Raw genomic sequence first — 12,751 nt, 5'->3', positions numbered from 1 at the left:
CTTCCCTATTTGTACGATAGAAAAACGTAAACTTTTTACCATTTACAGTTGTGACAACTTCAAAACTTCATTGTGATCAAAAAAAGACCCTGCCGAATATGAATGTTCATATTCGGCAGGGTCTTATCCAATTCTGATCCCGTATCAAAGATGTTTTAAAAGTTCTTCCACAAAAATCTCCAAGTACTTCTGCTCCTCTTCGTCAAATCTAGCTTTTTCCGGACTATCAATATCCAGTACCCCGATCAGTTTTCCTTCTTTCACGAGAGGGATGACGATTTCAGATTGAGAGGCTGCATCACATGCGATGTGCCCCGGGAATTGGTGGACATCATCGATCCGAAGCGTTTTTTGTTCACTTGCAGATGTACCGCAAACGCCTCTTCCTAATGGAATTCTTACGCATGCAGGCAGTCCCTGGAATGGTCCTAATACCAATTGATTGCTTTCTTCTTCATATAAATAAAAGCCTACCCAGTTAATGCGGTCCATAAATTGATTTAATAGGGCAGAAGCATTGCTTAAATTCGCCACTTGATTTGGTTCGCCTTCTAATAAAGCTTTCAGTTGTTTTGTTACAAGACCAAAGCCCTGTTCCTTTGTACCTTGATATTTTTCTACTTTAAACACCAACAACTCCCCCAATTCTACATAATATGCGCTATTTCACGTCTGTTTTTTCCCTTTAGCCCTCAAGGTAACAAATCCTGTCGAGAAATACTTAAAGGAAATCCACATGAAAACACGAATTCTTTGTGTAAACAAACTATAATAGAAACATCTATTGAACCATTTTTAGCATATTTCATCCTAACCTTCAATGAATAAGATTTTTTCATCAAAAGATTTTTAATAGATTGAATCCTCGTCACTGTTTTTTTCATAAGCCTATCATATTTGAAAGAAGGGGAAATATGAAAAAACTAGATACCTCCATACCCACGAAAGAAGCTATTTTTCAAGCAGCCGTGTATTTGTTTTATGATCATGGTTTTGATGGGACCTCAGTCCGGGATATAGCAAAAAGAGCGAATGTAAATCCTGCTACCATCTCCTATTACTTTAAAGGGAAGCAGGGAGTGTTGGAAGCATGCTTCACTCATTTCTTTGAACAGTATCTGCGCTTTCTTCAGGAAGAAGTGGAAGCCTTGAACTATGTAAGTGCTGATTTATGCTTAAAACGGGCAGTGTACAAAATCTTGAAATTTCAAAGTGAAAATCATCAATTAGCCAGATTTATCTGGAGGGAAGTATCGATTGATTCGCAGGTTGTGCGTGAAATCATTTCTTCCTATTTAATGAAAGAGCGACATTATATGAAACGGTTATTTGAACAAGGGATGAAGGATCATGCATTGAAGAAGCAGCCTGTCAGCTTTTTAGTGATCCAGCTCAAGTCCATGCTGACCATGCCGTTCCTCAATAGTCAGCAACTAAGGGAAGTATGGCAAATGTTTCCTCAGGAATATTATTTTATCGATCAATACTACAAGAATATCGATCAATGGATTGATTTGCTACTCGTTTCTGAAGCAAAGGAAGTCATGAAGAAAGAGCTTATTATCTAGGCAGATAGACAAAGAACTCTTCTCGTCTAGGAGAAGAGTTCTTTGTCTTTCAGAGTTTCATCTCTGCCCTGCCTTGTTCAATACCGGCAGCTGTATGGGCATCGGAACCGTAAACGGTTTTGATGCCTAAGGAAAGGGCTTGTCGGATGATATCTGCTGGCGGATAGGACTCACCACAATAGGGTTTAACCAGGCCTGCGCCATTATAATCCAATTCCAGATTTCCCGATTCCATCTCTTTTAATATCATGGAAGTTTTATCTGAAAAAGTATGGGAAGCGGGATAGAGCTGTTGAAATTTCTTTACGAGGGTCATATGACCGATCCGCTTAGGCTTATAGGGTCCCAAGTCAGCTCTGATCGACTTTAATACCGTATCATAATAGCGTTCGTAAATCGCATCGACGGATCCGTAATGCTCAATCATAGATTGGAATACTTCAGGGCTGAAGTCCAGACAATCCCATCTTCCCTCGTGCTGTAAAAAATGGACGGATAGAATGCTATCATCCAATCGAGGCCCGTAAGCATTTAAAAATTCCGCTGTTTCTTTTTCAAATCCAGCAATGTAATCAACCTCTAATCCTGAACGGATCGTGATTCTATCTTTATATTTCCCCTTAAGGATATCCAGAGTTTGAAAATATTCTAAAAGATGTGATGGGTCCATTCCGCTATCCTTGTCCGGTGTTGTATCTTCAAAGCCCTGGGGAAGTGGCGCATGCTCCGTAAATGTTATAGCAGAATAGTTTAAGGAGATCGCTCTTTCAATATACATTTCAAATGAATCCTCACTTCCATGAGGACAAAAAGGGGTATGAATATGTCCGTCCACTTTCACCAAAAGTCTTCACTTCCTTGTTTTTTAGTATGAAAAAGCACTGTGAAATCAAATTGCCGCCTTCACTTTCGCATATGCAATGAAAAGTAATATCAAAAATACATATAAAAAAGTCAATTTCCCCTTGATATTACTGAAAATGTCTTTTTATCACTGAAAAATTAGAAATTAATAGTCAAAAATTGTCGTTAACATGGTATCATTATAGCAATGAGAATTTATTAATGAAACAATGAAACATTCAAATTGATATAGATGTCTACTGAATAGTTGAACAGGGGGCTTAAGATGCAATACGTCATCGGTGGAATAATACTTATCTTAATCATATTCCTTATTGGTTTTATCTCTAGAAAAAAATATTATGCTGAAATCGATCGTTATGAAGCTTGGAAAATCGAAATTATGAACAAGCCGGTTTCAGATGAACTCTCCAAAGTGAAACAATTGAATATGACGGGGCAAACAGAGGAATTGTTCGACGGTTGGAGACAGGGATGGGATGAGATTGTTGCTGTGCAGCTTCCTGATGTTGAAGAACTACTATTCGATGCAGAAGAGTACACCGATAAATTTCGTTTTTCGAAAACAAAAGAGACCCTATCCTTGATCGACAAGGTCCTTACAGAAACTGAAGAGAAAATTAAGGAAATACTATCAGAATTAAATGAATTAATTGGCAGTGAAGAGAAGAACCGTGAAGAAATCCAATCTCTTCAGGAAGAATATAGAAACAGTAAAAAACAGTTACTTGCGTATCGTCATACATATGGTCAAACAGCTAAGTACATAGAGAATACCTTGGATAAGCTCGCTGAACAAATGAACCGATTCAATGAATTGACAGAGCAGGGGAATTATTTGGATGCGAGAGAAATCGTGCTTAGCCTGGCACAGGAAATGAAAGATGTTTCCTACAAAATGGAGACGATCCCTAAGCTGATCACCGATTGTGAAAATGTTTTACCATCTCAGTTATCGGAGCTTGAAGCTGGTTACGTGGAGATGAAGGACCAAGGATACATGCTTGATCATATCGAAGTTGGAAAAGAGGTCTCATCCCTGAAGGAAACCCTCCTCCATTTCAATAAAAATCTTGAAGAGCTTCATGTAGAAGAAGTAGAAGAAGGTATCCAGGAAATCAAGGTGACAGTCGAGACCCTATACGATTTGCTGGAAAAAGAAGTTCATGCCAAGCACTTTGTCCAACAGTATAAAGATCAGACGACTGAAGGATTGATCAAGGCCAAGGAAGATAATGAAGATATCCAATCTGAAGTAAGCTTAGTGAAACAAGGCTACCATCTTCATGATGCAGACCTTGGAACACCTAGCGAAATCGAAAAGAAAATCATTCACCTTTCAAAGCGCCACGAAATGTTGATGAATAAAGAAGAATCGAATGGCACAGCCTATTCCACTTTAAGTGATGAATTGAAGGAAATCAGAAATGGGCTGGAAGAACTGAATCGGGAGCAAAGTGAGTTTACCATCTACTTACAGAACTTGCGTAAGGATGAACTGGCAACCCGTGAGAAAATTCAGGAGCTGAAGAAGAAGGTGGCTGAAGCCAGCAGAATGATCTCAAAGAGTAATGTTCCAGGCCTGCCTGCAGATTACAAAGATCTTCTTGATGAAGTACATCTGAAGATCGAGCAAGTGAATGCCAGTTTAACGGAGAAGCCTTTAAACATGAAGTTTGTACAAGAAACATTAATGGGGGCTGAAGACACTGTCGATCATTTCTATACGAAGACGGGAGATTTAATCGATAATGTCCTTCTATCGGAGAAAATCATTCAATACGGAAATCGCTATCGCAGTAAGTATAGTTCAGTCAGAGATGGTCTTCAGTCTGCTGAAGAAGCCTTCCGTGACTATGATTACCGAAAAGCATTAGAAGAAGCCGCAACAACGATTGAAAAAGTAGAGCCGGGTGCTCTTAAGAAAATAGAGAAAATGATGGACCTTGAGGGAAAATGATAATCCTCACAAATTAAAAGGACTGATTTAGAATCTTGATTCTAAATCAGTCCTTTTTCATGTTTACCATCCCTTGGGATCGGTCTTAACTGGCTTCAAACGTGCGCTTCGTCTGCCCTGCAAGTGCGGCAATCACGAAGCCGATGATTGCACCGACCATCGCCGGTACTAACCAGCCGATCCCTTGTGTGTAGAAAGGAAGAAATTCAAGTGATTGACTGATGGCTGTCACGTCTACCCCAGCGGTTTTAATGCCATCAATTAAGCTGATTAAACCTGTTGGAATCAGGGCTCCCACGTAGACGAGAGAATAGCCGTTGAATCCATTGTGCATGAATGACAGTAAGATCAATACGATGGCCAATGGATAAATGAAGATGAGTACCGGTAATGATACCGCAATCAGCTGAGTCAACCCAATATTGGCAATAATCATACTAAATGCAGACATGATGATCACTAGCTTCGGATAAGATACCGGAAGAATCTTCGCGAAATATTGTGAACATGCAGAAACGAGTCCGACTGATGTAGTGATGCATGCAAACGTGATTGCCAGTCCCAGGATGACTGTTCCTAAAGAACCGAATAAATGACTCGCTGCCGCTGATAGAATGGCACCACCGTTAGCTTGAGTACCGATGGAATCTGTACTTGTAGCTCCAATGTAACTTAAAGATAAATAAACAAGTGCTAAACCGATTGCAGCGATGACCCCTGCAATGATCGTTATCCGAGTCAGGTTTGCTTTACTCGTCACACCACGGTCTTTAATTGAATTGATCACCACAATCCCAAACACTAAAGCAGCGATAGTATCCATTGTCAGATACCCTTCAATGAATCCTTTGAATAAAGGCCCATCCTGATAAGCGGGGTTCGGTGCCCCGAAATCTCCCATAGGAGTTACGATACTCTTGACCACTAAGATTGTAAGGATCACAATCAGGGAAGGTGTTAAAATCTTTCCGATTCTGTCTACGAGCTTTGAAGGGTTCATCGCAAGCCATGCGGTTAATCCAAAAAAGATGATCGTATAAATGAATAAAGGAGTTCCGTATTTTGCAACATCTCCAGGTAAAAATGGGATCACTCCGATTTCATAAGCAACCGTACCGGTTCTCGGAATCCCGAAAAATGGTCCAATGGCCAAGTACATCACAATCGTAAATACTAGTCCATATAAAGGATGAACTCGATTTGCAAGTGTCTGAAGATCTCCTCCAGATTTGGCGATGGCGATAACACCCAATAAAGGAAGTCCCACTCCAGTTATGAGAAAGCCGATAATACCTGTCCACACATGTTCTCCGGCTTGCTGCCCTAAAAATGGCGGGAAGATCATATTACCTGCTCCGAGGAAAAGAGCAAAAAGCATTAATCCTATCGTAAAGATTTGGCTAAATGATAGCGCTTTCTCTTTCATATATACCCCTCCGTTTGTAATCGTTATCATAAGCAAAAAATATCTTATCATAAGATTGTAGAAAAATGTCGAAAAACTAAATAATCTTACAATTTAGTATATTTAAATAACTTTCGTGGTTATTTCCTTTATGATTCTCGCAAAAATTCTGTCATTTTTCAATGATTATTTTTGGAAATTGCAAAAAATTATCGAAATAGCATAGAGAATTAGTATTACTACAATAATATCTTTCCCTGCACCATGAATATCATTTGGGTTCGGGATGATTTATGGTAAGATTAGTGATTGAATATATCTGCTAGCTTAGTAAAAGAGGGTGGAATCTTGATTTACTTAGATAATAGTGCAACAACCAAGCCATATAAGGAAGTACTGGATACATTTATTAAAGTGAATGAAAGTTATTATGCCAACCCTTCATCCATCCATTCTTTTGGAGGGCAAATAGAGAAATTAATTCAGCAGTCCAGGGAGCAAGTGGCTTCTTTATTAGAGATAAAAAAGAAAGAAGTGTTTTTCACTTCCGGTGGAACAGAATCAAATAATCTGGCGATAAAAGGGACGGCTTTGCAATACGGTCACAGAGGGAAACATATCATTACGACCAAAATAGAACATCCTTCCGTCCAGAATGCCGTAAAGCAATTAGAGGGGCTCGGGTATTCTGTGACGTATCTTGATGTGAATGATCAAGGCAGAATCCGGCCTGAAAAAGTAAAAGAAGCAATTCAGGATGACACCATTCTTGTATCTGTCATGCAAGTGAACAACGAAATCGGAAGTGTCCAGCCCATCCGGGAAATAGGGACGATGCTGAAGGACTATCCAAAGATCCTTTTTCATGTCGATGCCGTTCAGGCGTGCGGAAAGGTCCCTCTTATTTTAAATGAGAAGCTCATTGATTTATGCAGCATTTCCGCTCATAAAATTCATGGGATCAAAGGAACAGGAATGCTATTCGTGAGGGACGGACTCCAGCTTTCGCCTATCATATCCGGCGGGGAGCAGGAAGGTAATCTCAGAAGCGGTACGGAAAATACAGGGGGAATCGCATCATTTGCAAAAGCATTAAGAATGCACCTGGCGGAAAGTATACAGAAGCTTCCTTTAATGGAAGAAAACCAAAGGTATTTAAGGAGAGAATTGGAAAGGATGGAAGGTGTGACCGTTCATACACCCCTCTCACATCATGCCCCTCACATCCTTAACTTTTCCATACAGGATTTCAAAGGTGAAGTGGTCGTTCATGCATTAGATCGGCATGAGGTGTATGTGTCGACAACAAGTGCCTGTTCCTCCAAGCAAAGTAAGCCAAGTCAAACGCTACTATCCATGGGTGTACCAGAGAATCTGGCGAACAGCTCCATCCGAATCAGCTTATCTTTTCACAATACAATGGAAGAATGCCGGCAATTCATACAGTTATTAAAGAAGGAAATAGCTCTATTACAAAAGACAATGAGGAGATCACGATGAATTATAATCGCATACTAGTAAGATACGGTGAGATTTCAACAAAAGGTAGGAACAGAAAGCAATTTACAGCTAAGTTACGGGAAAACATCTTGGAAGCATTGAAGGATTTTCCGACGATCTCGGTTTCAGCAAGCCGCGACCGACTGCATATTCAGTTAGGTGACGAGAACGGAGAGGAGATTATCCCAAGATTGGAAAAGATATTCGGGATCCAATCGTTCAGCCCGGTTGTAAAGGTAGCCCAGGATATTGAAGAAATAAGCAAAGCAGGATTAGCGCTCGTTCAGAAGAATTTCGAGCCTGGAAAAACATTTAAGGTATCTGCCCGCAGAGCGGATAAAAAGTTTTCCATGGACACCAATGAATTGAATTACGAAGTGGGATCCTACATTCTTCGCAATATGGACGGTTTAAAGGTCGATGTGAAAAATCCCGATATTAAATTAAACGTAGAAGTGAGAAAAGAAGGTGTCTATCTCTCCTCTGAAATCTATCAAGGCTCAACCGGGATGCCTGTAGGGGCAAGCGGGAAAGCGATGCTGATGCTCTCAGGAGGGATCGATAGTCCGGTTGCAGGTTATTTAACGATGAAAAGAGGCGTCGAGGTGGAGGCCGTTCATTTCCATAGCCCGCCATTTACAAGTGAAAGGGCCAAGCAAAAAGTGGTCGATCTTTCGAAGAAGCTGTCTGCATTCAGCGGGAAGGTGAAGTTGCATATCGTGCCGTTCACGAAAATTCAGCAAACGATTCATGATCAGGTTCCTGAAAATTACACCATGACTTCAACGCGACGGATGATGCTCCGGATTGCAGATCAGATTCGCCATAAGAACGAAGGGTTGGCACTTGTGACCGGGGAAAGCCTCGGACAGGTGGCGAGTCAGACTTTAGAGAGCATGCAAGCCATCAATGATGTCACCAACACACCGGTGTTGCGACCGCTCATCGCTATGGACAAGTTAGAAATCATTGATATCGCTCAAAAAATCGATACACATGACATTTCAATTCTTCCTTACGAGGATTGCTGTACGATTTTCACTCCTCCAGCACCAAAAACAAGACCTAAAAAAGAAAAAGTGGAGTATTATGAAAGCTTCGTTGATTTCGACACCCTGATTAAAGACGCAGTGGACGAAACAGAAACCATTACGATCGATGGATCGACAGGTTTAAATACAGAAAAAGCATTTGACGAACTACTCTAAAATTTAGGATTATTTACCAACTGTTTTCTTTGCATGAAGCCATGTGTTTTCGCACAATCTATATTCACAAGGAGGTGAAAACACATGGCAAACAGAAGTTCAAATCAATTAGTAGCTCCAGGAGCTCAACAAGCAATCGACCAAATGAAATACGAAATCGCTTCAGAATTCGGAGTTCAACTTGGTCCAGATGCAACAGCACGCGCTAACGGTTCTGTAGGTGGTGAAATCACTAAACGTTTAGTTCAAATGGCTGAACAACAAATCGGTGGCGGATACGCAAAATAATTAAATACAATGGCTACAAGGAGCGAGATTCTCTCGCTCCTTTTTATTTTTTCTTTTTGGCTCTGTTAAAGTCTAATGTTGTTTTTTACTATGATGAAAGAGGATGGGATAAAACTAAAAATAGAAGTGTATTCTCAATACCGCTAATGATTTCCGTGCAAGACTACGCTTTCCGCGGGTAGCCCGTGAGCCTCCTCGGCAAGCCTGCGGGGTCTCACATAAGCTACTTTTCCCGCAGGAGTCTTCGTCTTGCACTCCAATCAACCGCTGGAAATAGCTAAAATCAAATGTACCGAAATTAAATAATAAACACACGAACAAATCTGTTAAAAATCAATAAATTTATGATGGAATCTCCAGCACTTGGAACCAAGCAAGATAATTATCGAGATATTTCCTTGCTACATAGAAGCACAGAGTGGATTGTAGCGGAAGGCACTTGACTCTTGGGGGAGATAGAGGAAAGGTCGAGACCCCAAAAGCAGCGGAGGTGAGTCGTTTGTCGAAAGTCCTCACAATTTGACTATAAACGAAATATAAACAAACAATTTAAAAAATTTAAATTTTTTTGTATAATGAAGAAGTAGTATCGACAAACAAGGGGGAGTCAGAATGAAGAGGGAAGAATTGATCGCACCGGAAAAGTACAATTTGGTAGAGGAAGTAGAGAAGTTTGCAAGTGATCAGGAAAAGCTTGCGATCAAGTGGGAAAACGAAGAAGGAACAAAGGAAGAAATTACATACTCACAGTTATTAAAAAATGTAAATAAAATTGGAAACGTTTTCTCCGGTTCGAACCTTGAAAAGGGGGATGTCATCCTGGTCATGGTTCCACGCTTAATTGAAGCGTACGCCGTGTATCTTGCAGCCCTTAAATCCGGCCTTGTTGTGATTCCAAGCTCGGAAATGCTGCGGACAAAAGATCTGGAGTATCGTATCGATCACGGGGATGTAAAAGGGATTGTAGCATATTCTCCATTTGTTGAGCAGTTTGAAAACGTAAGGGGAATGGAGAATCTTAAGAAGTTCGTAGTGGGAGAAAAGCAAGACGGCTGGATTGCAATCGAAGAAGAAATGAAGACAGCGTCTGAAGAACTATCATTCGCTGACACAAAGCGTGACGATATGGCGTTCCTTTCCTATACGTCAGGTACGACAGGAAATCCTAAAGGAGTAGTACACACTCATGGCTGGGCATATGCTCACTTAAAGACAGCTGCCCGTGAATGGCTATGCATCGAAGAAGGAGATACGGTCTGGGCAACGGCAGGTCCCGGTTGGCAAAAGTGGATTTGGAGTCCGTTCCTATCTGTACTGGGGTCTGGAGCTACAGGACTTGTTTATCAAGGGAAATTCGACCCCAATAAATATCTCCAAATGCTTCAGGACAATCGGGTAAATGTTCTGTGCTGCACACCGACAGAATATCGCTTGATGGCAAAAGTGGATAATCTCGGATCTTATAAACTGGATCAATTACATAGTGCGGTATCGGCAGGGGAACCATTAAACAGGGAAGTCATCGATGCCTTCAAGAGACACTTCAATATTGAAGTCCGTGATGGCTATGGCCAAACAGAAAATACGCTCCTCGTCGGCATCATGAAAGGCATGGAGCTGAAACCGGGCTCCATGGGAAAACCGACTCCCGGGAACAGGGTCGAAATCATCAACGAAGAAGGGTACCCATGTGAAGTCGGTGAAGTGGGAGACATCGCGGTTCATGTAGAAACACCTGCACTGTTCAAAAATTATTATAAAGATCCAGAAAGGACTGCGATGCAATTCAGAGGCGATTACTACATTACGGGTGATAAAGCGAAAAAGGATGAAGACGGTTACTTCTGGTTTGAGGGCCGCGGTGACGATATCATCATCAGCTCCGGCTATACCATCGGACCTTTCGAAGTGGAAGATGCACTGGTCAAGCACCCATCCGTCCAGGAATGTGCCGTTGTAGGAAGTCCCGATGAAGTAAGGGGACTGATCGTGAAAGCCTTTGTCGTCCTGCGTGGTGATGTGGATCAACAGGATCCGGAATTGATTCCTGCCCTTCAGCAGCATGTTAAAGACTTAACCGCACCTTACAAATATCCTCGTAAGATTGAATTCGTGAATGAATTGCCGAAAACAACTTCAGGCAAGATCAGAAGAATCGAGCTAAGACAAAAAGAAATGAGTTCAGTTAAAAACTAATCTGGGATAGGGAGCCTATAGGGCTCTCTATTTTTTATGGGGAACCATACACCTTTCCCCTTTCAGAATCTTCCTATAATATGGTACATTTGAAAAATAGACTTTTATGAAGAAAGGAAAAACATCATGGGCACTTTATGGAAAAACGGAATCATCTACACAATGGAAAACGAAGGACATCATGTTGAAGCAGTCTACACGGAAAATGGAGTCATCAAAGGCCTCGGCTCATCCGACGAATTGGAAAAGAATGAACAGTTCACGATCGAGTCCGAAGTAGATCTTGGGCAGAAAGTGATGTTCCCGGGGTTTGTAGATAGTCACATGCATCTGATCGGTCACGGCGAAACGTTAATGAGGCTGGATCTTTCCAGTATGAATAGCAAGCAGGAAGTGTTAGAGGCAATCAAAGAAAAGGCACAGGACCTGGAGAAAGGTCAATGGGTCATCGGTGAAGGCTGGAACGAAAACCTCTGGAGTGATGCGGAGGTTTTAACAAAGCAGGAAATTGATGAAGTCGTACCGGATCATCCTGTTCTATTAAAACGCATTTGCCGTCATGCCATGGTGGTGAATACACTCGCCTTAAAAAATGCCGGTATTGATGAAGGGACTCCAAATCCTGGCGGAGGGTTAATTGAGAAGGACGCAAGTGGTGCCCTAAACGGCCTGTTAAAGGATAAGGCCCAGGATCTGATGATCGATGCATTACCCCCGATCTCATCCGAGTATCTGGTAGAGGCCCTGACAAAGGGGATCGAAAGCTGCTGGGAGAATGGACTGGTCGGTGGTCATACAGAGGATTTAAGCTATTATGGAAACTTTAAGAAAACGTATGATGCATTTGTCAAAACCATTACCGAAGGCAAGAAAAAATTCAGGTCTCACCTGCTGGTCCATCATGAAGTGATTGAGGATTGGAAGGAAGATGGACATCACTTCCAGAGTGGCGATCAATTCATTGAATTCGGTGCCATGAAGATCTTTGCTGATGGCGCTTTAGGCGGAAGGACAGCCCTGTTAAGCTATCCATACGCCGATGATCCAAGTACAACCGGTGTCAGCATCCATACAAACGAAAGGCTTCTTGAACTTGTGAAAAAGGCAAGAAAGTATGATCTTCCCATTGCCGTCCATACCATCGGGGATCAGGCTTTTGAAAATGTAGTGGATGCCATCATCGAAGAGCCATCTCACTTTGAAAGACGGGATCGACTCATCCATGCACAAATCCTGCGGAAAGAACTGATCGAGAAAATAAAGGATCTTCCGTTGATCCTTGATATTCAACCAAGATTTGTTGCGTCAGATTTTCCTTGGGTAGTCGAGAGACTTGGCGAGGAAAACATGCAGTATAACTATGCGTGGAAAACCCTGCTTGAAGAAGGCATTCCATGTGCCGGTGGATCTGATGCGCCGATCGAACCGATTAATCCGCTATTGGGGATCCATGCGGCGGTTACGAGAACGAATCCATTGGATCCTGATAAAACTGAGTATCGCCCGGAAGAAAAACTGACAATGTATGAAGCCATATCCCTTTTTACAAAAGGAAGTGCCTATGCCTGTCATCATGAACATGACAGAGGCGTGATACGCGAAGGTTTTACAGCGGACTTTACCGTTTTAGACATTGATCCCTTCAAAGAGGATGCCGATCTCTTGTTAGACAAAGTGGTAGATATGACGATTGTGGACGAGTCTATCGTTTATAAAAAAAAATAAATAATCATTGCCCCCAAAACTTTTCATGGATATAATG

10 protein-coding genes are annotated in these 12,751 nt (G+C 41.6%); 7 read left to right on the top strand and 3 right to left on the bottom strand.

Features of this window, described 5'->3' with window-relative positions; translation table 11 throughout:
- Positions 1–144: 144 nt before the first annotated feature.
- The gene (locus TV75_RS14200) at positions 145–630 is read right to left on the bottom strand and encodes a GAF domain-containing protein (protein WP_044339439.1); all 486 of its coding nucleotides are present in this window, start codon (positions 628–630) and stop codon (positions 145–147) included.
- Between the two features lie 284 nt (positions 631–914).
- On the opposite strand from TV75_RS14200, the gene refZ reads away from it, so the two are divergent.
- The gene (gene refZ / locus TV75_RS14195; RefSeq protein WP_044339438.1) at positions 915–1,568 is read left to right on the top strand and encodes a forespore capture DNA-binding protein RefZ; all 654 of its coding nucleotides are present in this window, start codon (positions 915–917) and stop codon (positions 1,566–1,568) included.
- Positions 1,569–1,617: 49 nt separating this feature from the next.
- On the opposite strand, the gene hisJ is transcribed toward refZ, so the two are convergent.
- Positions 1,618–2,409 carry a histidinol-phosphatase HisJ gene (hisJ, locus tag TV75_RS14190; RefSeq protein ID WP_044339479.1) on the bottom strand — a complete coding sequence of 264 codons (792 nt, stop codon included), beginning with the start codon at positions 2,407–2,409 and terminating at the stop codon, positions 1,618–1,620.
- A 288-nt stretch (positions 2,410–2,697) separates the two neighbouring features.
- On the opposite strand from hisJ, the gene ezrA reads away from it, so the two are divergent.
- Positions 2,698–4,392: a septation ring formation regulator EzrA gene (ezrA, locus tag TV75_RS14185; protein ID WP_044339437.1), complete on the top strand. Its 1,695-nt coding sequence runs from the start codon at positions 2,698–2,700 to the stop codon at positions 4,390–4,392.
- A gap of 85 nt (positions 4,393–4,477) precedes the next feature.
- On the opposite strand, the gene brnQ is transcribed toward ezrA, so the two are convergent.
- Positions 4,478–5,818 carry a branched-chain amino acid transport system II carrier protein gene (gene brnQ, locus TV75_RS14180; protein ID WP_044339436.1) on the bottom strand — a complete coding sequence of 447 codons (1,341 nt, stop codon included), beginning with the start codon at positions 5,816–5,818 and terminating at the stop codon, positions 4,478–4,480.
- Positions 5,819–6,145: 327 nt separating this feature from the next.
- Between brnQ and TV75_RS14175 the strand changes: the two genes are divergently transcribed.
- The 5 genes from TV75_RS14175 to TV75_RS14155 all read left to right on the top strand — a co-directional run bounded on the left by TV75_RS14175 (position 6,146) and on the right by TV75_RS14155 (position 12,714).
- Positions 6,146–7,297: a cysteine desulfurase family protein gene (locus TV75_RS14175; protein WP_044339435.1), complete on the top strand. Its 1,152-nt coding sequence runs from the start codon at positions 6,146–6,148 to the stop codon at positions 7,295–7,297.
- On the top strand, positions 7,294–8,505 hold the full coding sequence (thiI, locus tag TV75_RS14170; RefSeq protein ID WP_044339434.1) for a tRNA uracil 4-sulfurtransferase ThiI: 1,212 nt from the start codon (positions 7,294–7,296) through the stop codon (positions 8,503–8,505). The genes TV75_RS14175 and thiI overlap by 4 nt, the downstream gene beginning before the upstream one ends.
- Positions 8,506–8,589: 84 nt before the next feature.
- Positions 8,590–8,793, top strand: coding sequence for an alpha/beta-type small acid-soluble spore protein (locus TV75_RS14165; protein ID WP_044339433.1), 204 nt, complete (start codon positions 8,590–8,592; stop codon positions 8,791–8,793).
- 612 nt (positions 8,794–9,405) lie between these two features.
- Complete coding sequence (gene mbcS / locus TV75_RS14160) at positions 9,406–10,989, top strand: acyl-CoA synthetase MbcS (RefSeq protein WP_044339432.1); 1,584 nt, start codon at positions 9,406–9,408, stop codon at positions 10,987–10,989.
- A gap of 126 nt (positions 10,990–11,115) precedes the next feature.
- A complete protein-coding gene (locus TV75_RS14155) occupies positions 11,116–12,714 on the top strand; it encodes an amidohydrolase (protein ID WP_044339431.1) in 1,599 nt (532 codons plus the stop codon).
- The last annotated feature ends 37 nt before the right edge of the window (positions 12,715–12,751 follow it).

The sequence above is a fragment of the Rossellomorea aquimaris genome (genome assembly GCF_000935355.1).
Lineage (GTDB): Bacteria > Bacillota > Bacilli > Bacillales > Bacillaceae_B > Rossellomorea > Rossellomorea aquimaris_B.
Note: the sequence above shows the minus strand (reverse complement) of the source record. Positions and strands in the feature narration are given on the sequence as shown.